The 20542-nt window shown below is 67.3% G+C and carries 22 protein-coding genes and 1 tRNA gene; 13 read left to right on the forward strand and 10 right to left on the reverse strand.

Going from position 1 to position 20542, the window contains the following annotated elements; all coding sequences use genetic code 11:
- Positions 1 to 82 precede the first annotated feature (82 nt).
- The 3 genes from HV742_RS25670 to HV742_RS25680 all read right to left on the reverse strand — a co-directional run bounded on the left by HV742_RS25670 (position 83) and on the right by HV742_RS25680 (position 2440).
- A complete protein-coding gene (locus tag HV742_RS25670; RefSeq protein WP_049077918.1) occupies positions 83 to 673 on the reverse strand; it encodes a TetR/AcrR family transcriptional regulator in 591 nt (196 codons plus the stop codon).
- Between the two features lie 212 nt (positions 674 to 885).
- On the reverse strand, positions 886 to 1266 hold the full coding sequence (locus tag HV742_RS25675; protein ID WP_054416029.1) for a DUF4180 domain-containing protein: 381 nt from the start codon (positions 1264 to 1266) through the stop codon (positions 886 to 888).
- A gap of 133 nt (positions 1267 to 1399) precedes the next feature.
- Positions 1400 to 2440, reverse strand: a complete 1041-nt coding sequence (locus HV742_RS25680; protein WP_175146698.1) for a LacI family DNA-binding transcriptional regulator — start codon at positions 2438 to 2440, stop codon at positions 1400 to 1402.
- A gap of 140 nt (positions 2441 to 2580) precedes the next feature.
- Here HV742_RS25680 and HV742_RS25685 point away from each other — a divergent pair, with 140 nt between their 5' ends.
- Together HV742_RS25685 and HV742_RS25690 are read left to right on the forward strand one after the other, a co-directional pair.
- The gene (locus tag HV742_RS25685) at positions 2581 to 3921 is read left to right on the forward strand and encodes an MFS transporter (RefSeq protein WP_064523665.1); all 1341 of its coding nucleotides are present in this window, start codon (positions 2581 to 2583) and stop codon (positions 3919 to 3921) included.
- On the forward strand, positions 3918 to 5300 hold the full coding sequence (locus tag HV742_RS25690; protein ID WP_175146699.1) for an amidase: 1383 nt from the start codon (positions 3918 to 3920) through the stop codon (positions 5298 to 5300). The genes HV742_RS25685 and HV742_RS25690 overlap by 4 nt, the downstream gene beginning before the upstream one ends.
- Here the strand turns inward: HV742_RS25690 and HV742_RS25695 are convergent.
- Positions 5297 to 6694 (reverse strand): lysozyme inhibitor LprI family protein, encoded by a 1398-nt coding sequence (locus HV742_RS25695; RefSeq protein ID WP_254601252.1) that lies wholly within the window; start codon positions 6692 to 6694, stop codon positions 5297 to 5299. The genes HV742_RS25690 and HV742_RS25695 overlap by 4 nt on opposite strands.
- A 183-nt stretch (positions 6695 to 6877) precedes the next feature.
- Between HV742_RS25695 and HV742_RS25700 the strand changes: the two genes are divergently transcribed.
- The 3 genes from HV742_RS25700 to HV742_RS25710 are packed head-to-tail and all read left to right on the forward strand — an operon-like array spanning position 6878 to position 8824.
- Positions 6878 to 7576: a MarC family NAAT transporter gene (locus HV742_RS25700; RefSeq protein WP_080977447.1), complete on the forward strand. Its 699-nt coding sequence runs from the start codon at positions 6878 to 6880 to the stop codon at positions 7574 to 7576.
- Entirely contained in the window at positions 7560 to 8624 is a 1065-nt protein-coding gene (locus tag HV742_RS25705) for an Lnb N-terminal periplasmic domain-containing protein (protein WP_175146701.1), read from the forward strand. Before HV742_RS25700 ends, HV742_RS25705 begins: the two co-directional genes overlap by 17 nt.
- Positions 8621 to 8824: a hypothetical protein gene (locus HV742_RS25710; protein WP_054416025.1), complete on the forward strand. Its 204-nt coding sequence runs from the start codon at positions 8621 to 8623 to the stop codon at positions 8822 to 8824. Before HV742_RS25705 ends, HV742_RS25710 begins: the two co-directional genes overlap by 4 nt.
- Here the strand turns inward: HV742_RS25710 and HV742_RS25715 are convergent.
- Positions 8812 to 9513 (reverse strand): YoaK family protein, encoded by a 702-nt coding sequence (locus HV742_RS25715; protein WP_047992824.1) that lies wholly within the window; start codon positions 9511 to 9513, stop codon positions 8812 to 8814. The genes HV742_RS25710 and HV742_RS25715 overlap by 13 nt on opposite strands.
- A gap of 122 nt (positions 9514 to 9635) precedes the next feature.
- Positions 9636 to 10661, reverse strand: a complete 1026-nt coding sequence (locus HV742_RS25720; protein ID WP_254601253.1) for a sulfite exporter TauE/SafE family protein — start codon at positions 10659 to 10661, stop codon at positions 9636 to 9638.
- A 76-nt stretch (positions 10662 to 10737) separates the two neighbouring features.
- Between HV742_RS25720 and HV742_RS25725 the strand changes: the two genes are divergently transcribed.
- The 7 genes from HV742_RS25725 to HV742_RS25755 are packed head-to-tail and all read left to right on the forward strand — an operon-like array spanning position 10738 to position 15743.
- Positions 10738 to 11727, forward strand: a complete 990-nt coding sequence (locus HV742_RS25725) for a methyltransferase (RefSeq protein WP_175146702.1) — start codon at positions 10738 to 10740, stop codon at positions 11725 to 11727.
- A gap of 31 nt (positions 11728 to 11758) precedes the next feature.
- On the forward strand, positions 11759 to 12013 hold the full coding sequence (locus tag HV742_RS25730) for an acyl carrier protein (RefSeq protein ID WP_049074555.1): 255 nt from the start codon (positions 11759 to 11761) through the stop codon (positions 12011 to 12013).
- 19 nt (positions 12014 to 12032) lie between these two features.
- Entirely contained in the window at positions 12033 to 12926 is an 894-nt protein-coding gene (locus HV742_RS25735) for a diiron oxygenase (protein WP_049074553.1), read from the forward strand.
- 13 nt (positions 12927 to 12939) lie between these two features.
- Positions 12940 to 13896 carry an NAD(P)H-dependent flavin oxidoreductase gene (locus HV742_RS25740; RefSeq protein ID WP_059269986.1) on the forward strand — a complete coding sequence of 319 codons (957 nt, stop codon included), beginning with the start codon at positions 12940 to 12942 and terminating at the stop codon, positions 13894 to 13896.
- Positions 13897 to 13954: 58 nt separating this feature from the next.
- Complete coding sequence (locus HV742_RS25745) at positions 13955 to 14740, forward strand: class-II aminoacyl-tRNA synthetase family protein (RefSeq protein ID WP_054416018.1); 786 nt, start codon at positions 13955 to 13957, stop codon at positions 14738 to 14740.
- Positions 14741 to 15124 carry a thioesterase family protein gene (locus HV742_RS25750; RefSeq protein ID WP_063580805.1) on the forward strand — a complete coding sequence of 128 codons (384 nt, stop codon included), beginning with the start codon at positions 14741 to 14743 and terminating at the stop codon, positions 15122 to 15124.
- Positions 15099 to 15743: a 4'-phosphopantetheinyl transferase family protein gene (locus tag HV742_RS25755; RefSeq protein WP_175146703.1), complete on the forward strand. Its 645-nt coding sequence runs from the start codon at positions 15099 to 15101 to the stop codon at positions 15741 to 15743. The genes HV742_RS25750 and HV742_RS25755 overlap by 26 nt, the downstream gene beginning before the upstream one ends.
- Positions 15744 to 15937: 194 nt before the next feature.
- On the opposite strand, the gene HV742_RS25760 is transcribed toward HV742_RS25755, so the two are convergent.
- The 4 genes from HV742_RS25760 to HV742_RS25775 all read right to left on the reverse strand — a co-directional run bounded on the left by HV742_RS25760 (position 15938) and on the right by HV742_RS25775 (position 18721).
- Positions 15938 to 16013 (reverse strand) — tRNA-Ala (locus HV742_RS25760).
- Between the two features lie 70 nt (positions 16014 to 16083).
- Positions 16084 to 16866, reverse strand: coding sequence for an exodeoxyribonuclease III (gene xth, locus HV742_RS25765; protein WP_068951276.1), 783 nt, complete (start codon positions 16864 to 16866; stop codon positions 16084 to 16086).
- A 166-nt stretch (positions 16867 to 17032) separates the two neighbouring features.
- Positions 17033 to 17809, reverse strand: coding sequence for a 3-oxoacyl-ACP reductase (locus HV742_RS25770; RefSeq protein WP_054416007.1), 777 nt, complete (start codon positions 17807 to 17809; stop codon positions 17033 to 17035).
- A gap of 108 nt (positions 17810 to 17917) precedes the next feature.
- The gene (locus HV742_RS25775) at positions 17918 to 18721 is read right to left on the reverse strand and encodes a FadR/GntR family transcriptional regulator (protein ID WP_049074539.1); all 804 of its coding nucleotides are present in this window, start codon (positions 18719 to 18721) and stop codon (positions 17918 to 17920) included.
- Positions 18722 to 19057: 336 nt separating this feature from the next.
- On the opposite strand from HV742_RS25775, the gene HV742_RS25780 reads away from it, so the two are divergent.
- Positions 19058 to 20491 (forward strand): aldehyde dehydrogenase family protein, encoded by a 1434-nt coding sequence (locus tag HV742_RS25780; RefSeq protein WP_100508378.1) that lies wholly within the window; start codon positions 19058 to 19060, stop codon positions 20489 to 20491.
- Positions 20492 to 20542: the final 51 nt, after the last annotated feature.

Here is a 20542-nt window from a genome sequence, read left to right on the forward strand (position 1 = left end):
GAAACTCCGATTGCGATTGAATTGGAACGATCGTTCCAAAAAAGAACAAAAAAAACGCGGCATGGACAGGCCGCGGCATGCCTCATGTCTTCTGGATCGAGCCCAGCGCCACCGAGATCACGTCACCCAGCCACTGGCGGCGTTCACGGGCATTGCTGCCCTTGGCGACCACCCGCAGGCCCTGGATGGTGGTGACGATGAAGCGGGCCAGCGCGCGCGGCGACTTGCCGCTGTCGATCTCGCCGTTGGCCTGGCCTTCGGCCAGGATCTTCTCCAGCGCCTTTTCCAGGCGTTGGAAGTTACGTCGCACCAGTTCGGCCACCACGTCATCCTGACCCGCCATTTCCAGCGAGGCGTTGGCCACCAGGCAGCCGCGCCGGCTGGCCTCGCGCAGTTCGTCGTCGGCGATGAAGTCGAGCAGCCGGCCGATGCGCTCGCGCGCATTGCCGGGGCGGGCGAGCAGGTCGAGGTTGGCGGCCGTCAGTTCGTGATAGCGCCGCAGCGCGGCTTCGTACAGGCCCTGCTTGCTGCCGAAGGCGTTGTAGAGACTGCCGCGTCCCAGCCCGGTGCCGTCCACCAGGTCCTGCACGGAGGTCGCGGCGTAGCCGCGCCGCCAGAACACCTGCATGGCGGCGTCGGCGACGTCGTCGGGTTCGAAATCCTTGGTACGCATGGCGTGGTTTTTGGAATGATCGTTCAAATAAAGATACGGTCCGCGGCGGCGCGGCGTCAAGCAAGACCGTTCGCCCCGAAGGGGCTTTGCGCATTGGGCGGGTCTTGGCGGCTTTCCTTGAACTTCCGCTTTATCCATGCCAGTCATAACCGTTAGCCGCGTCACGGGCTCGCCGGCCGGGGGCCACGCCAGACAGCCGGCCTATGACCCGTTCAGCCCTGGCTTGCCGTCAATCGCGCGGTCAACGCCGCCATGTCATCCAGCATCCAGAACACGCGGCCGCGGTTGGTCTCGTAGGCGAAGTCGCGCAGCGACTTGCTGTCCGCCAGATAGGCCGAGATATCGCCTACCACCGCGCAATGCAGGCGGTAGTTGACGAACTTCTGGATCAGCTCGCCGGCGATGCGCGTTTCCAGGCGGAAGAAATCGGGATGCACGCGCGCGGCGGGCAGCGCCAGCCATTCGGCCTCGTGCTCCCAGGCGGCGCTGATCAGGTCGTTGGTGTCCTGGCCGGTGGCCAGGGCGGGGCCGGTCGCGTCGAATTGCAGGACGCGCTTGCCGCCGATGTCGACGAGCGTGGAAGAATTGATCATGGCGTGGATGGCAGTATCGGCATGTGTTGTCTTGGGGCGAACATGATATCCCTGGTGCCCACGAAGACCGCCAGCCACGGTCTCCCGGGGCCGAACCGCGGCCACGGTCGGGGCCTCTGCCCGCAGGCGCGGTTCAGCCCGGTATCGGCCGATCGCTGCTGCCGCGCACCACCAGCGACGGCGCCAGCCGCACGCTGCGCGGGGCGCCGCCGTCGATCTTCTGCAGCAGCAGTTCCAGCCCCAGCCGCCCCATCTCGTGCATGGGTGAATGGATGGTGGTCAGGCCGATCGGCAGGGCGCCCGCCAGCGGCGTGTCGTTGTAGCCCACCACGGCCACGTCGCGGCCGGCCTCCAGGCCGTGCTCGCGCGCCGCGCCCATCACCCCCACCGCCAGGAAATCGTTGACCGCGAAGATGGCGGTGGGGCGGTCGGGACCGGCCAGCAGGCGGGCGCCGACCAGGCGGCCGGCGTCGGTATCGAACGGGCTCTCGATGCGCCATTGGGCGGGCACCTGAACCCCGTGCCGCGCGCAGGCCGCGAAAAAGCCCGCCGAGCGGTCGCGGCCCGTGCTGGTGAAGGGTTCGCCCACCATCACCGCGATGCGCCGATGGCCCATCGCCAACAGATGCTCCGCCGCCAGCCGTCCGCCTTCGAGATCATCGCAGGTCACGGCGCAATGGTCATCGGCGTGGCGGCTGACCAGCACGAACGGCACGTCGCGTTGCGCCAGGTCGGCCAGCAGCGGATTGGGCGCCGCGCCCTCGTGGCTGTGGGCGTCGCCCAGGACCAGGCCGTCCACGCGCCGCGCCAGCGCCATGTCGATCAGCTTGCGCTGCTTGTCGGGCGCATCCTGGGTGTTGGAAACGAAGGTCAGGTAGCCGTGTTCGGCGGCGGCTTCGTCGATGCCTTCGTAGATGGTGGCCAGCACCATGTCCGACAGTCTCGGCACCAGGACGCCGATGGTGCGGCTGCGGCGCGTCTTGAGGCTGGCTGCGTGCGGATTGGTCCGATATTGCAACTCGGCGGCGAGCGCCCGGACCCGTTTGACCGTGTCGGGCGCGGCGGCGGCGCGCGCGTCATCCTCGGAACCGTTGAGGACGCGGGAGACGGTCGACACGTTCAGACCGAGCTGCCGCGCCAGGCTTTGCAGCGTGACAGGGCGGGATTTGTTCATGGGGCTGGAGGATACACGCACGAATACCGTCTCAGGGCCTTTGGCGGCAACCTAGGGTTTACACGGTGTCGATTTTTGTTTTCCGACCCCTTAGCATTGCGCAACCCAAACGTTTGGGTAAATCGACTGGATGGATCGCAATGACGCTTGAATCCCGGAACTCGCGGTTCCGTTACCGAATTTTCACCATGGTCGTGCTGCTGGCACTGATCAACTACATCGACCGCGGCGCCATGTCCTATGCCGCCGCCCACATCACCGGCGAATACGGCCTGGATCGTGGCGACTGGGGCGCCGTGCTGGGCTACTTCGGCTACGGCTACATGGTCGGCGCGCTGTTTGGCGGCATGCTGGCCGACCGTTTCGGCCCGCGCAAGGTCTGGATCGTGGCCGGCGTGACCTGGTCGATCTTCGAGATCGCCACCGCCTGGGCCGGCGACTTCGGCCTGGCCTTCCTGGGCGGCTCGGCGCTGGCGGGCTTTGCCACCATCCGCATCCTGTTCGGCGCGGCCGAGGGCCCGGCGTACTCCATCATCAACAAGACCATCGCCAACTGGGCCACTCCGCGCGAACGCGGCTTCGTGGTCGGCTTCGGCCTGCTCAGCACGCCGCTGGGCGCGCTGCTGACGGCGCCGGTGGCGGTGGGCCTGCTGAGCCTGACCGGCAGCTGGCGCGCCATGTTCTACATCCTGGGCGCGGCCGGCCTGATCGTGCTGGTGCTGTTCATGCGCATCTTCACCGACCGCCCCGACACCAACCCGCGCGTGTCCCCGGCCGAACTGCGCGAGATCCAGGCGGCGCGCGCCGAGCAGGCGGCGGCCGGGCAGGGCGGCGACGCGCCGGCGCTGCCGTGGTGGAGCTTCTTTCGCAGCAAGACCCTGCTGCTGAACACGCTGGGCTATTTTTCGTTCAACTACGTCAACTTCCTCTTGCTGACCTGGACCCCCAAGTACCTGCAGGACACCTTCGGCTACAGCCTGTCCTCGCTCTGGTACATGGGCATGATCCCCTGGACCGGCGCCTGCGTCACGGTGCTGCTGGGCGGCCGCATTTCCGACATGCTGGCCAGGCGCACCGGCAACCTGAAGATCGCCCGCAGCTGGTTCGCCGCCGGCTGCCTGCTGGCCACCACGCTGTGCTTCCTGATGGTGTCGCAGGCGCAGTCGGTGTTCGCCGTGATCGCGCTGATGACGCTGGCCAATGCCCTGAACGCCATGCCGAATTCGGTCTATTGGGCCGTGGTGATCGACACCGCCCCGGCCAGCCGCGTCGGCACCTTCAGCGGCCTGATGCACTTCTTCGCCAATATCGCTTCGATCCTGGCGCCGACGCTCACCGGCTATCTGGCGGCGCGCCATGGTTATTCCGTGATGTTCGTGGCCGCCTCGGTCGCCACCGCCGTCGGCATGATCGCCATGCTGCAGGTGCGTCCGGGCGTCGGCCCGCGCCTGCCCGCCAATTACCAGGGAGCCACCCGATGAATCCGCAATCGAACCCCATTCCGGCGCTGGCCGTCGTACCCGGCTTTTTCGCGGGCCGCACCGTCGCCGAGCTGCAGGACGCCATGCGCCAGGGCGCGCTCGACGCCGAAGCGCTGGTGCGGCACGCGGCGGCGGCCATCGAGCGCCTGAACCCGCAACTGAACGCCTTCGTGCACGTGGACGTAGACGCCGCCCTGGCCGCCGCCCGCGCGCTGGACGCCGAGCGGGCCCGTGGCCAGCTGCGAGGGCCGCTGCATGGCATCCCGGTCGCCATCAAGGACAACGTCGACACCGGCGACATGCCCACCACCATGGGCGCGGCGCATTTCCTGGGGCACCGGCCGGCGGCCGATGCCGAGTGCGTGGCCTTGCTGCGCGCGGCCGGCGCCATCGTCATCGGCAAGACGCTCACGCACGAATTTGCCTACGGCCCCACTGGCGACCGCAGCGTCCAGGGCGCGGCGCGCAATCCGTGGCGCACCACCCAGATCACCGGCGGTTCCAGCGCGGGCAGCGGCGCCGCGGTGGCCGCCGGCATGGTGCCGCTGGCGCTGGGCACCGATACCGGCGGCTCGGTGCGGGTGCCCGCCGCGCTGTGCGGCGTGGTCGGTTTCAAGCCGACCCACGGCCGCGTGTCGGCGCGCGGCGTGTTCCCGCTGGCGCCCAGCATCGAGGATGTCGGTGTGCTGGCCAACAGCGTCGAGGACGCGCAGGCGTTCATGCAGGCGGTGTCCGGCGGCGCCATCGGCGCTTATGCCGACGCGGCCGATCCCGGCCTGGACGCGCCGCGCATGATGTGGGTGCCGAACGTGCCGTTCGCGATCGACGAGGCGGCCGTCACGGCGCGCGTCCGCGCCGCCGCCGAAGGCTTTGGCGGCGAGCTGGTGGATGGCGCCGAGGTCACGCGCCACGCCCGCGCGCTGCAGGCGGCGCTGGGCGCCATCCAGCGTTCGGAAGCCTATGCGGTGCATGCCGAGCGGGTGGAGGACGAGCCCGGCAAGTTCGATCCCGAAGTGCTGGAGCGCCTGCGCGCCTCGCGTCCGGTACAGGGCTGGGAATACGTCCGGGCGCGCAATACGCGCGAGCAATTGCGGGGCGTGTTCGCGGGCCTGTTCGAGCGGGTCGACGTGCTGGCGTTGCCGGCGGTGGCCATCACCGCGCCGGCGCTGCAACAGCGCAGCGTGGCCGGCCCGGGCAGCGCCGCCGTGCGCGAGACGCTGCTGGGCTTGACCAATCCGTGGAACCTGCTGGGACTGCCGGCCATCGCCTTGCCGGCCGGCTTCGTCGACGGCCTGCCGGTGGCGCTGCAACTGGTGGCCGCCGAAGGCGCCGACGCGCGCCTGCTGGCGCTGGCGGCGCGGCACTGGCGCCGGCCCTAGACGCCGTTGTCGCCCTGCACCGGGCCGATCGACGTCTCGATATCGACCGCGCGGCGTTTGCCGCGCAGGTCGAACGCGTCCTGCTTGCCGGCGGGATCGTCCGGATCGCGGATCCACAACTGGGCGGACAGGCCGTTCTTGGCGCTGTAGTCGCCGAACCAGTCCACCACCCGGCCCACATAGCAGCGCGCGCCGATCCGCACCGTCAGGTCGCCGACCGTTTCGTAGCTATAGTGGCCGGGTCCGTAGCCGTTGTAGGTCTCGCGCTGGTCCAGGCTGGTGCCGGCCGGCACCGGGCACAGGGGCTGGTCGCCCGGGGCGTCGCCCTTGGCGGGGCCCGCCGGCAGGCCGGCCAGCGCATGCGACAACGCCGCGTGCAGCGTGTCGTCCAGCGTCCTCGGCGCATTCGTATCCGGCCGCTTCTGCTGCCGGGGCACCGACAGGTCGTAGTGGTAGCGCACGGTCAGCGTCGGCACATCGCCCGCGCGGTATAGCGGCCGCAATAGATACAGGCGGTCCTCGCCGTACGCGCCCACCCGGTAGGTGGCGTAGATGCGGCCGCGCAGGCGGATCCAGTCGCCCGACTGATTGGCGCCCCGGCCGTTGATGGTGTAAAGCGAGCCGCCCGCGTCGGGCGCTCCATTGGCATCGGCCGGGGCGAAACGCGCGCCGTCGCGGCGCAGGACGCCGATGTCGGAAAACAGGCCGGTGCCTCCGATGTACGTGTCGACCACCAGGTCGCGCCGGCCGTCGCCGTCCAGGTCCAGCAAGGTGTAGGAGACGTTGCCGCCTTCGGCGTCGCTGTCGCCGTCCAGGCCGGACGCCAGCACGGCGCGCCATTCGTCCTCGGTCACGCCCGGCGGCCGCTCGGCGGGCAGGCGGGCCGGGTCATCGCCATCGGCGGCGCGCACATTGGCGAACGTGGTCGCTTCCGCCTTGACCGAAAGCGCCGCCAGGGCGGTTTCCAGCGGCATTTCGGGATCCATCAGGCGGGCCGCGGCCACCGCCTGGCGCAGGTCTTCCAGCGCCAGCCTGTCGGTGGCGTCCGGCTGGTAGCCCTGGGCCCGCCGCAGTTGCCCCTGCAATTCGGCCGCCCGCGCCTCGTAGCGCTGGCGCAGGCAGTCGCCATCGGCGCCGCACAGGTCGCGCTGTTTCAGCCAGTCGCGCTGCGACTGGCGCAACGCATCGCGCTGCCCGGGCAGGGCCGCGCGCAGCCGGGCATAGGTCGCGCCCAGTTCCTCGTCCAGCCGGTACAAGGCGGGATCGGCGCACAGGGTTTTTTCGGTTGGCGTGCGCGCCAGCTTGCAGTCCATGCCGGCCTGGGCGGGCGCGGTTGGCAGCGCAAGCAGCAGGGGCAGGGCGGCGAACCAGGCTCGCGGGCGAAGGACAGTCACTGCGCATTTCCTTTCTGGTGTCGTGGCCAGCGGCCACTCGGACGGCATGGTAACGGAGCGGGGGACAGGGTAAATACGGAGGTTTTCCTTTGCTTACATTACACTGTGCGGTGTAGCGCAGTCGACGACCCTGGACGAATGCGTTGCACGTCCATCCCGACCCGCCGCTTTTCCTCCACCGCGATGATTGATGATCTGGTTCAACTGGGCAAGCTGGTCAGCCTGGGCCTGGCGCTGATGCTGCCGCTGGCCAATCCCCTGACCTCCATGACCATGCTGCTGTCCCTGGGGCAGCACATTCCCTATAAAGAGCGCGAACGCCAGATCCGGCAGGCCGCCTGTTATGTCGTGGGCATCATGCTGGTGACGTACTACGCCGGCGCCTGGATCATGGCCACGTTCGGTATCTCGATCCCGGGTCTGCGCATCGCCGGCGGGCTGATCGTGGTCAGCATCGGCTTCACCATGCTGTTTCCGGCGGCGGCCAGCGCCGCCAGCGACGAGCGCGAGGCTGACGTGGCCGCCGATGTCGCGATCCATCGCCAGGTGCCGAACATCGCTTTCGTGCCCTTGGCGCTGCCGGGCACGGCGGGCCCGGGCACCATCGCCATGATCATCAGCGCCGCCTCGACGGTCGGCAGCCAGGCCGCCAGCGAGTATCCCGCCTGGACCATCGCGGTCACGCCGATCATTGTCTTTTCGCTGCTGGGCCTGTTGTTCTGGATCTGCCTGCGTTCGGCCGGCCGCATTGTCGCCCTGATCGGCAACGGCGGGGTCGAGGCCATCTCGCGCATCATGGGGTTCCTGCTGGTGTGCATGGGCGTGCAGTTCGTCATCAATGGCGTGCTGGAAATCGTGAGTCAACATGGCGCCGGGGCCTGACCGCGAACGCGCCGGCTGGGCCTGGCGCTGCCTGCGCTTGCTGGGGCGCCTGGCGCTCAGCCTGCTGATGCTGTTCTCGATGGCATGGGCCTGCCTGGCGTTCTGGTATCAGGGGCCGGGGGCCGTCTGGGCCAAGGCGGTGCTGATGCTGGCCTGGGTCGCCCTGGGGCTGTATGCGCTGCTGCGCCTGTGGCATGGCGTTGGCCGTCTGCGGCGCCGGCCGGCGCTGTGGGCCTATCTGTTGGCAGTGATCGCGCTGGCGGCGTGGTGGCAGGGCATCGCGCCCTCCAACGACCGGGTCTGGGCCGACGATGTGGCCCGCACCCTGCGCGGCAGGGTCGCGGGCAGCATCGTCACGCTGGACAATGTGCGCGACTTCAAATGGCGTTCAGACAGCGACTACACGCCGCGTTGGGAAACCCGGGTCTACGACCTGAACGACCTGCGCTCGGTGGACATGGTGTTGTCGTACTGGGACGGTCCGGCCATCGCCCACACCCTGGTCTCGTTCGGCTTCGCCGATGGCCGCCATGTGGTGTTCTCGGTCGAGATCCGCAAGGAACGCGGCGAACAGTTCTCCGAGCTGGGCGGCTTCTTCAAGAAATTCGAACTGAGCGTGGTTGCCGCCGACGAGCGTGACGTGCTCTACGTGCGCGCCGGCCCGCGCGCGGAGAATGTCTACATCTACCCGGTGCAGATGCCGGTCGATGCCATGCGCGCGTTGTTCCTGTCCTACGTGCGGACCGCCAATGAACTGGCCGACACGCCGCGCTTCTACCATACGGTTACCGCCAACTGCACCACGCTGGTCTATCGCATGGTGCGGGCCATCGTGCCCGGGTTGCCGCTGGACTACCGCATCCTGTTGTCGGGCTACCTGCCCGAATACCTTTACGAGCAGGGCGGACTCGATACCCGACAGCCCCTGCAGACGCTGCGCGAACGCGGCTTTGTCGGCATTCCGCCGATCCTGGGCGAAGACTCGATCGGCTTCTCGCGGTCGATCCGGCGGCACCTGCGCGCCGAACCGGCGGGAGGCACGCCATGATCTCGCTGCGCGCCGTATTGTGGCTCCTGTTGGCGGGCGTGCTGGTGTTTCTGCTGATGCGCACGCCCGGCGTGCGGCTCTATGACGCCATTGCCCGCCGCCTGCGCGGCCGGCGGGCCGGCCAGGCGCCACGCGATCCGCGCCCACAGGGCAAGGGCGCCCAGGCCCGGCGCGCCAGCCAGGCGCGTCAGCCGGGGTAGGGCCGCGCCAGCGCCTGTCCCGCCAGCGACACCAGCGGCGGCAGCACGAACGCCCACAATCCGATCGACACGTGCAACAGCGCCGCCGCGCCGCAACCGATCGCGAACGCCAGCACCGCCCGTCCCATGCGCCCCATGCGGCGCTTGACCGCTTCGTCGGCCTGGCCGCGTGCGGCGTCCGCCAGGTCCAGCATGATCTGCGTGGTGGTGCCAGTCATCAGCGTCGAGGGCGGCGCCGCGCCCAGGTGGACGCGGTGCACCGCATTCTGGATCGACATCGCCAGCACCAGCGTCATGCCGGTGGCGAACAGCCCCCAGCTGTCACCCATGGGAAACGGCCCCAACGCCAGGGCCAGCGCGGCTGCCACGCACAGCAGCAGCGTCTTGGCCGTGAGCAACCGCATGAACGCCGGCTTGCCCGCGTCGCGTCGCGCCTGGCCATACAGGCGCGCCAGGAACACGCCCAGGCAGAACATGGGCAGCGCCGCCAGCTTGGTCCAGGCGCCCGAGGCGCCGTTGCCGAGCGCATAGCCGATGGTCACGAAGTTGCCCGTCACGTGGGCGGAAAACAGGCCGTGCAGGGCGATGAATCCCAGGGTGTCGACGTAGCCCGCGTTCAGGCTCAGCAGCAGCGGCAGGCGTTCGCCAGCGGGGGCGGCAGGGGGAGCGGCGGTGGCGGGCGCGGGCATCGGTGTTCCATCCGGGTGACGGCAGAGTGCCTACCGTTGTATCGCAGTTGCGGCGTTCACGCACGCAGGATGATGTTCCGATGACGCCGGTGATACGCCCAGGCCGGCGATGGCGCGGGGCGTCAGAACCAGTACTTCACCGCATAGATAATGGTCATGGCGGCGCCCGTGACGATCACGAACGCCCGGATGGCCGAAGCCGGCAGGACGCGTATCAAGTGGCCGCCCAGGTAGCCGCCCGCCAGCGCGCCGGCCAGCATGCATAGCGTGGCCGGCCAATGCACCGAACCCTGCACGATGAAGATGACGATTGCCGCGGCGGTGACAAACGTGGCCAGCAGGTTTTTCAGCGATTTGATGGCGCGCAGGTTTCCGGGATCCGTGATGGAAATCACCGCGGTCAGGATCACGCCCAGCCCGGCGCCGAAAAAACCGCCATACACGGAGGCCAGCGCGATCGGCAGCACGCCGCGCGCGGGGCCGTCCTGCGCCTGGCCGCCGCGTCGGCGCGCGCTCCAGGCCTGCACCTGGGGCGCAAAGGCAAACAGCAGGGTGGCAAACGCGATCAGGGCCGGCACGGGCAGGATGAAATAGGCGGGGGGAATGGCAAGCAGAATGAATGCGCCCAGCGCGCCGCCCGCGGTGGTGGCGATGGATAACAGCCAGAAGCGCCGATCGGGAGCGGGCAGGTTTTCACGATCCGCCAGCGCCGCGAGGATATGGCCGGGGGATATGGCTACCGCGCTGGAGGCATTGGCGATGACGGGCGGCAGGCCCGCCGCCACCATCGCGGGAAAAGTAATCAATGTGGCGCCGCCCGCCAGCGCATTGATGACGCCGCCCAGCGTGCCCGCGCCGGCCAGCAGTGCCGCGATGCTCCACTCCATGCCCACACCTCTTCGGTAAACTGCATTATGGTCCATATATTGGACCAATATATGGGGTGAAAATTTATTATTGCCTATTTTCCTCGCAGGTATAGAATGCTCGAAAATTAAAGAATAAATAATGGTCCAATATATGGACCATATAAAAACTCCGGCGACGCCTTTTAGCCGCCCCGCAAGATCGCTGTCAACTCCCAGGACGGCGCATGCGGCCGGATCCGCATCGGCTGTGCGTGCCCCGTCCTGATCGCTGGTTTCCAACTCCGTCCCCGGAGTTGTTGCGTGTTCACCTGTCTGGCCCTGCGGGCCATCACCGTTGAATCAGGAGGGAATCTCGATGGATGTGAGCTTCATGGCGTTTTCCCGGCTGGCATTCGGGCATTGGGAGGGGCAACCCTTGTATGCCCTGGCCGACCTTGGGATTGCCCAGCGTTTGGCCGAACCCCGTACCTGCGCCGAGCTGGCTCGGGAAATCGGTTGCGAATCCGAGCCGCTGGAACGTTTGCTGGACTGCGCGGTCGCGCAAAAGCTGCTGGCATGCGACGGCGAGCGCTACGCCAATACCGATCTCAGTGCGCGTTTCCTCACCGAGGGCAGCCCCGAATCCCTGTTGTGCTGGCTGCGCGTCATGGCGCGCTGGAAACAGCCCTGGACGCAGCTGGCCGAGGCGGTGCGGCGAGGCGAGGCGGTGGACAACCAATCCAAGTGGCTGGGCGAGGATCCCCAGTTCATGCGCGACTTCATCCTGGGCATGCACCAGTTCGCGTCCCGTTCCGGCCCCGCGTTCGCGCAGGCGCTGAAAGACGTGCCCATTCGCCACCTGGTGGATGTGGGCGGGGGCGCGGGTACGTATTCGATTGCCTTGTGCGCGGCGCGGCCCGAGATAACCGCGCAGATTCTCGATCTGGCGCCGGTTGTCGAGATCACGCGCGAAACCGTGCGAGCGGCCGGCCTGGCGGACCGCGTCAGCGCCAGTGTGGCCGATTATCGACAGGACGGTTTTGGCGAGGCGGCTGACGCACTGCTTTTTTCAAACGTGCTGCATCAGGAAAGCGCGCAGGTTTGCCGATCGATGCTGGATCGCGCCAGGCAGGCCTTGAGGCCGGGCGGCGTCTTGCTGGTACAGGGTTACTTCCTTGCCGAGGACCGGCGCGCGCCGTTGTTCACCACCTTGCACAACCTGTCCGCGCTGGCGCTGTGGGACGGCGGGCGCAGTTGGACGGTGGGCGACATGCAGGCGCAGATCGCGGGTGCGGGGTTTGAGCGCCAGGCCGTGCTGCGCCAGGAGAGCAGCGGGTTCTGCCTGCTGTCGGCCGTCAAGGTCTGACGCGTTATCCACTTATTGAACCGGAGTCCCTATGTCCACACAGACCGTCACCGATACTGATACCGAAGCCGAAGTGATCGCCTGGCTGAAGGAAAACCGCAATGCGCAGGTGGAAGGCATCAAAGAGAAGAACCTGATCGAAGAGCGCATCCTGGACAGCATGCAGTTCCTGGATTTCATCATGTTCCTAGGTGAACTGGTGGGGCGTGATGTCTCGACCGCCATCACCGTCGACGACCTGCGCACGGTGGATGCCATCGTCGGATTCGTCCAGGCACAACGCTAGGCCGGGCGAGGAACGCACCATGACATTCGACTATTCAAGAATCGGCCGTCTGATGACGCTATCCAAAGGGCGCTCGCATGATCCCTACGAGCGTTTCGAGTGGCCCGCCCGTATCCCGGATGACCAGCCCTGGTGCAGCAATGACTTGCTCACCACCTATGGAACGCCCTTGCAGGAGCAATTGGACGCCGCCCAGCAGATACGGCTCAGCAAGTGGGAGGCGGTCAATTTCTTCAGCCTGAACGTGCATGGCATCAAAGGGGTGCTGAGCTTCGTCAGCCGCTGCATCTATGAAGAGCGCTATGCCGATGTCTCCGAATACCTGCATGTCTTCATGGGCGAAGAGAATTTCCATATGTGGTATTTCGCCAAGGCCTGCCTGGATTATGCGGGAAAGATATATCCATCCATTCAGTTGCAGGGCGATGCGCAGGCCGCCACGCCAGAATTGGACGACTTGTACATGTTCGCCAGCACGCTGATCTTTGAGGAGTTCGTCGACTACTACAACCATAAGGTCGGCACCACGGACGGCATCACCGAGATCCTCAAGCAGATCAACTACCAGCACCATGTCGATGAGTCCCGCCACGTGTCCTTCGGCCGGGAAATGGTGCCGCGCCTGTACCAGCTGGCCTTGGAGCGCGGCGGCGATCCCGACGCGACGCGGGCGGAGGTGGCGCGCACGGTAACGAATATGTTCCGGTACTTCATCAGCCTGATGTACAACCCCGCCGTCTATGACGACGCCAAGGTCTACGAGCCGCTGGGGTTTCGCAATGGCAACGCCATGCGCAACGCGCTGCGCTCGCATCCGGCGCGCAAGGCTATCCACGAGCAATGGTTCAAGCGCAGCGCCGCCTTCTTCACCAAACAGGGGCTGGTGACGGACTTGAATCTGGCTGCGCTATAGGCGGAGGTTCACCATGGCGCGGATTGCCAGCAGTCCCGAGGTGGAGGCGTTTTTTGGCGCGTGCTTGCCTGTCCTGCAGGCCGGCATGGGCGGCGTGGCGCAGCCGGAACTGGCGGCCGCCGTGTGCGAGGCGGGCGCGTTCGGCATGATAGGGCTGTATCGCCACACGCTTGACGAGATCGGCGCGTTGCTTGCGCGGACGGCCCAACTGACCCGCGCGCGCTTCGGCGTGAATCTGGTGCCCTTCGTCCTGGACGCGGACGCGTTGCTGGAGCGGCTCGCCTTTCTGGCGGACCGTCCGGAGCGGCCGGTCGTGACCTTCTTCGGCCTGCCGGATGCGTCCGTGCTGCGGGCCTTGCCGGCCGGCATGGAATATGGCGTGCAAGGCGGGACCTGGGACGAGCTGGAAGCGGGGTTCGATGCCGGCGCGCGTTTTGGCGTGTTGCAGACGACGGAGGCGGGCGGCCATCACCTGGGCTCGACGCCGCGCGGACAGGCGCTGGACCAGGCCGGCCGCCATGGCGTCGACAGGCGCATGGTGTTCCTAAGCGGCGGCATCAGCAACGCGGCGGAGTTGCGCCAGGTGGTGCAGGCCGGATTTTCCGGCGCGCTGTGCGGCACCGTATTCGCGGCCACCCGGGAGTCCGCCGCGCACGAGCGCTACAAGCAGGCGATCGTGAACGCCACGCCCGGCGATACCGTGGTCACCGACCGCTTCAGCATCGGCTGGCATACCCATCGCCACCGGGTTATCCGCAATGCCAGCTGCGAGCAGTCGCTGCCGGCAAGTGTCATCGGTTCCGCGCATTACTTTGGCAAGCGTTATCCCATCCTGCGTTACAGCGTTGCGGTACCCACCGTGCACACCGAGGGTTTGATCGAGGAAATGGCGTTGTATTGCGGCACGTCCTGCAAGGACACGCATTCCATCCGAACCGTCCGCCAGGTGCTGGCTGACCTGACGGCGTAGGGCCGGGTCGTGCATGCATTCACTCAAGTGCTTTCAGGGATTTTCAGGAGATTGAATCGTGATTATCGAAAAGCAATGGCACCAGGTAAAGAACGTGCTGCAGGCCAAACTGGACGACATATTCTCGATTGCGCCCGACGCCACCACCGAGTTCGACAGCTTGCTGGCCCATGAAGAGATCAATGCGCTGGGCTACGTGCGCAATTTCCCGCACCTGACCTGCGTCATGTGCTCGATAGAACAGGGGGAGTTGCTGGGGTTCGCGCGCGGCCAGCGCAAGCTGGACCAGGATTTCAAGGCGCTTCGCGCCGACGTGGCGCTGTTGCCGGCCACTTGCTACAAGGTCTACCTGGGGCTGCAAGGGCAGCACCTGGAAGACGCGCGGGTGGAGTCCTGCATCGCGCGCTGCTTCCGGCACGAGGACAAGGCGCTGGATCGTTACCGCGCTTTCAACTTCACCATGAAGGAATACGTGTACCTGGGCACCGCGCAGGGCGCGCAGGCGCACCTGGAAGCGGGGTACGACCGCCTGTTCTCCCTGTTCGCTCAGCTGGGAATCAGCGCGGGTTGTGAAGAAGCCAACGATCCCTTCTTTGATTCAGGCAGCGCCGTGGCGCGCCTGTCGGCGCTGACGCCCACCAAGCGTGAGCTGGTGTTCGACGGCCATGCCGTGTCTTCGCTGAACTATCACCGCAACTACTTCGGTGAAAAGTTCGATATCCGCCTGGCCGACAGCTTCGTGCATACCAGTTGTGTCGCGTTTGGATTGGAGCGTTGGATCTCCATGTTCAAGGATCGTTTCGGCAATGCGGCGGATGCGCTCGCCGCGCTGGAGCGCGCCTAGATGGATGGCCCGACGCTACAGGCGCAGGCGCTGTTCGAGACGGGGCAGCAGTTCACGAAGACCTGCGTGGTCGATGCCGCCGCGAGCGCATTGAACTATGGGGGCGATCTGGACGTGCTGGCCACCCCGGTGATTGTCTATTGGATCGAGTCTTATGCGACCGAGTGCATCCGGCTGGCAGGCGACGGGCGCTGCGGGTCGGTCGGGCATGCGATCAGCGTGCGGCACGTGGCGCCCGCGCATCCGGGCAGCGCGGTGCGGCTGACGATCACGGTGGCGGCGATGTTCGGCAATTCCCTGCGGTTCAGTGCCCGCGCCGTGGCGGGCGAGGCCGACACCCTGATCGCGACCGGCACGCATGACCGCACCCTCGTCGACCTTTGACGTCACAGTAGTGCTGGGCCCTCCCGACCCGGTGCTGGCCGGGCGGACCGCGCGAGCCCCCACCCTGCGCACCCGGTTGGGCAAGCCGTACCTTCCCGGCCTTGCCGGTTTCGGCGTGAGCCACAGTGCCGGCGTGCAGGCGCGGCTATATGCCAATCGCAAGTACGTGGGCATTGATATCGAGCATCTGGACCGGCCCGACCTGGCCGCCCGCCAGCGCCGCCTGGCGGCCTGGCTGGCGCGGCGCGACCTCGTCGCCGTGGACTTCCTGGCCGGCTGGGTGGCCCGCGAGGCTTGCGCAAAAAGCGTGGGGCTGGGGCTGCTGCACGCGCTGCCGCGCTTGTCCATCGCCTGGGTCCGGCCTTGCGGCCAGGACGGGGCGCAAGAAATCGGCCTGGTATTGAGCCGCTGGCGATTCGTCGCGCGGTGTGAGCGGGTCGGCAGGGTGCTGCTATGCGTGTGTTATCGGCAGGACTATGGCCAGCCCGCCCTATCCTTGCTGCGGCCCGGCCTTGGCGCGGCCGGCGCCGTGGCCGCCAGCCCCGTGGCCGCCAGCCTTTCAGTCGCCAGCCTTTCCGTCTGGGGTACGGGCCGGCTCTTGGGGGCCGGCCGGAAATAGTCAGGCCAAACGACCAGGCAAAACAACCCGGCAAAAACAGTGTCCAGACAAAAACAGCGCCCAAACAAAAACAGCGCCCAAACAAAAACAGCGCCCAAACAAAAACAGCGCCCAAACAAAAACAGCGCCCAAACAAAAACAGCGCCTTTTAAGGCGCTGTCCTGGACTTGCCCAGATCACTCTGGAGCTTGAAGTGGTGGAGCGGAGGAGGATCGAACTCCCGACCTTCGCATTGCGAACGCGACGCTCTCCCAGCTGAGCTACCGCCCCAAATCAAGCAAGAACGCAACTATACAGGAATTTGCGCGCGCCGTGCAAGCTGGCGAACAAGATTCTTCGCTCAATCGAACGTCAGCGTGGCCACCACCGGCGCGTGGTCGGACGGCTGCTCGTTGCGGCGCGGTTCCTTGTCGATGACGCAGGCGGTGCAGCGCTTGACCAGCGGCGCCGACAGCAGGATGTGGTCGATGCGCAGGCCGGCGTTGCGGCGGAACGCGAATTGGCGGTAATCCCACCACGAAAACGATTTCTCGGGCTGCTCGAACAGGCGGAAGGAGTCGGCCAGACCCAGGTCGATCAGGTCGCGCAGCGCCTGGCGCTCGGGTTCGGAGACCAGCACCTGGCCTTCCCATTTCTCGGGGTTGTGCACGTCCTCGTCGGCCGGCGCGACGTTGTAGTCGCCCAGCACCGCCAGGCGCGGGAACTGCTTGATCTCGTCGGCCAGCCAGGCGCGCATGGCGGCGAACCATTCGAGCTTATAGGCATACTTGTCGGAACCGACCGATTGGCCATTCGGGCAATAGGCGCAGACCACGCGCACGTCGCCGTCGGCGCTGGGGAAGGTCAGGGCCAGCACGCGCTGCTGCGGATCCTCGTAGGTGGGCAGGTTGCGCACCATGGACGTGCCCGGCACGCGCGACACGATGGCGACGCCGTTGTAGGTTTTCTGACCGGCCCAGGCGGCGTGGTAGCCGGCTTCCTTGAAGGCATCCTCGGGAAACTTGTCGTCGGTCAGCTTCAGTTCCTGGATGCACAGCACGTCGACGGGATTGGCGGCCAGCCAGTCCAGCACTTGCGGCAGGCGCACGTTCAGGGAGTTGACGTTCCAGGTGGCGAGTTTCATGTTGCGGGTCCGACCGAATATTGTTGCGGCTGGCCGTGCCGGACGCCTGGCGGCGCGCTGGCGGACGGCGCGTGACGGCGTCCCATAAAAGTCTGATACGGGGGGAGCCGCCGTTATCTGGGCCAGATGATACCGTGCCCGGCGGGCGCACCGCGCGGCGCCGGCATCACCCCTTGACCAGCCCCCCATCCACAATCAAATTCTGCCCCGTCACCGCGCGCGACCACGGGCTGGCGAAAAACAGCACCGCGTCGGCGAACTGTTCGGGCGTGGTCACTTCGCGCAGCGGCGTGCTGGCGGCAATCAGGTCGAACACCGCCGCCGGCGTGGCGGCCGAGGCGTCGGTGGTGCGCAGCAGCCCGCCGGACACCATGTTGACGGTGATGCCGTCCGCGCCCAACTCGTGCGACAGCGTGCGCGTGAACGCCAGCAGCGCGGCCTTGGCGGCGGTGTAGTCGTGGTACGGCACCACCGGGTTCTGGACCAGGTTGGTGCCGACGTTGATGATGCGGCCGCCGCCGGCGGCGCGCATCGACGGCAGCACGGCCTGGGTGGTGTTCAGGGCGGCGCGCACGCTGCCTTCCAGTTGCGCGTTCATGCGCGCCCAGTCGAGCGTGTCGGCGTGGGGACGGGCGTCGCCGTCGAATTGGAAGGCGGGCAGGGCGTTGTTGACCACGGTGCCGACCGGCCGGCCGAAATGCTCGCTGGCGCGCGCCACCATGGCGGCAACGGCCTCGGCATCGCGCACATCGGCCCGCACGGCCAGCGCGCGGTCCGGGGCGGTGGCGGCCAGTTCGCGCGCCGCGGCGTCGCTGTTCAGATAATTGATGACCACCCGCGCGCCTTCGCGCAGAAAGGCGCGGGCAATGGCCGCGCCCAGGCCGCGGCTGGCGCCGGTGACGATGACGAGTTGCTGGTCCAGGGGGAGGGGAAGGCTGGGCATGGTGGGGAATCAGGCGGAAATCAGGCAGTGAATCGGGTCAGGAAAAATGCGGTGGCGCCGGACGGGCCGCGTGAGCCGCCGCGCGGACGGGGCAGCGCCGGCGCCGCCTCAATGTTCCGAGCCGCTGTTGAGCATGCGGCTGCGGGCTTTTTCGATATGCGCGCGCATGATGTTGCGGGCGCCCTCCGCATCCTGTTCGCGGATCAGGCGGTAGATCTGGCGGTGTTCGTCGATGGCGGCGCGGGTGCGCTTCCAGGGTTCGCTGTGGACGAGGTGGCGCATCATGTTGACGGCGTGGCTGACGTCGTACTCCAGCGATTTGAGCACCTGCACAAAGCGCTGGTTGCCGGTGGCCGCCGCGATCGCGCGGTGAAAGCCATAGTCGTGATGGTGGGCGATGGCGCCGGCGGCGTCGGCGGCTTCGTAGCCGGCCAGCATGCGGTCCATTTCCAGCAGGTCGTCGTCGGTGCGGCGCAACGCGGCCAGGTAGGCGCATTCCGGTTCGATCACCATGCGCAATTCCAGCCCTTCCAGGATGTGGCCGACGCGGCGCGCGGGGTCAACCGCGGGCATGCCGCCCATCAGGTCGGGCTTGGCGCGCACGTAGCTGCCCGAACCGCGCACCGACTCGACCAATTGGTCTTCACGCAGGCGGTCCAGCGCCTGGCGCACCACCGGACGCGATACTTCGAACAGCGCGGCCAGTTCCAGCTCGGTCGGCAGCTTGGCGCCCGGCGCGATCTTGCCCGTGGCGATGGCGTAGAACAGGCTTTCGTAGACCCGTTCGGCGAAGCGTTCGGCGCGCACGTAGCCCAGGCCCGAGGCCACTTCGGCCAGCACGTCCAGCTCCGGCCGCGGCCGGCTAGCCGCGGTAAGCAGCTTGTCCAGCTGCGGATCGCGCAGTTTGCTCATGGCCTTGCTCCTGTGGCGCGCACGCCAGGTTTGTTCTCTGTCATGACAAATCGAGCCGAAGCGTTCCGCGCTGAGCGAACGCTTCGACGGCCTTGAATTCCTAGGGATAACCCGAATCGGACGAAAAATATCCTGAAGCTTGGGACGAAAGCTGTCAATTCAATTGACAAGTTGTGGAGCGCTCCCTTACCTTGGCTGAATCCCGTTACGCCCCAAAACCACACCGCGCGCATTCGACGCCGGGCGGCGCGCCGATTCCCCCGGCCGCGCCAGGAGACCCAGCATCCGCGCGCGTTCCGCAACCGGCCAGCCGGCCGCTACTTTACTCCGCACATCGTGACTCAGAAGAACTTTATCGCCAATCAATGGGTGCCCGCCGCCAGCGGTGAAACCATTCCTGTCCTGAACCCGTCCGATGGCAAGGTATTCGAAGCCATCGCGCGCTCGGGCGAACAGGACGTGGACCGCGCCGTGATCGCCGCGCGCGCGGCCTTCGAGGGCGAGTGGGGCCAGATGGCCCCGGCCGCCCGCAGCCGCCTGCTGATGCGCATCGCCTTCGCGCTGCTGGACCGCCAGGAGGAACTGGCGCAGCTGGAATCGGCCGATACCGGCAAGCCGATCAAGCAGGCCCGCGCCGACGCGGCCGCCGTGGCGCGCTATTTCGAGTTCTATGCCGGCGCGGTCGACAAGCTGCACGGCGAGACCATTCCCTATACCCCGGGCTTTACCGTGCTGACCGTGCGCGAAGCGCATGGCGTGACCGGCCACATCGTGCCGTGGAACTATCCGCTGCAGATCTTCGGCCGCAGCGTCGGCGCCGCGCTGGCCGCGGGCAACGCCTGCGTGGTCAAGCCGGCCGAGGACGCCTGCCTGTCGCTGCTCAAGGTGGCCGAGATCGCCGCCGAGGCGGGCCTGCCGGCCGGCGCGCTGAACATCTGCACCGGCTACGGCCACGAGGCCGGCGCCGCCTTGTCGGCGCACCCGGGCATCGACCACATCTCGTTCACCGGCTCGCCGCAGACCGGCAAGATGGTGGCGCACGCCGCCGCCGAGAACCACGTGCCAGTGACGCTGGAGCTGGGCGGCAAGTCGCCGCAGATCGTGTTCGACGACGCCGACCTGGACGCCGCCATGCCGGTGCTGCTGGCCGCCATCATCCAGAACGCCGGCCAGACCTGCTCGGCCGGCAGCCGCGTGCTGATCCAGCGCGGCGTCTACGAGAAAGTGCTGGCGCGCCTGGGCGAGGCGTTCGCGGCCACCGTCACCGGCCCGGCCGCGCAGGACCTGGACGTCGGCCCGCTGATCAGCGCCCGCCAGCACGACCGCGTGCGCGGTTTCCTGGCCGAGGCCGAAGCCGAGGGCCTGAAGGTCGCGGCGCGCGGCAAGCTCAAGGACGGCGCGCCGGACAGCGGCTTCTACCAGCCGCCGGTGCTGTTCCGCGACGTGCCGCCCAAGAGCCGGCTGGCGCAGGAAGAAGTGTTCGGCCCGGTGCTGGCCGCGATGGTGTTCGACACCGAGGAAGAAGCGCTGGAAATCGCCAACGGCACGCTCTATGGCCTGGTGGCCGGCGTCTGGACCCGCGACGGCGGCCGCCAGCTGCGCCTGGCGCGCAAGCTGCGCGCCGGCCAGGTGTTCGTCAACAACTACGGCGCCGGCGGCGGCGTGGAACTGCCGTTCGGCGGTTCGCGCCAGTCGGGCTACGGCCGTGAAAAGGGCTTCGAGGCGCTGTACGGCTTCACCACCCTGAAGACCATCGCCATCCGCCACTGATCCGGCGGCGGCCGGGCGTGCCGCCCCGACAGGGGCGGGCGCCCGGTGGCA

Origin of the sequence: Achromobacter ruhlandii, from assembly GCF_902859695.1 — a bacterium.
In the GTDB taxonomy this organism is placed as follows: domain Bacteria; phylum Pseudomonadota; class Gammaproteobacteria; order Burkholderiales; family Burkholderiaceae_B; genus Achromobacter; species Achromobacter ruhlandii.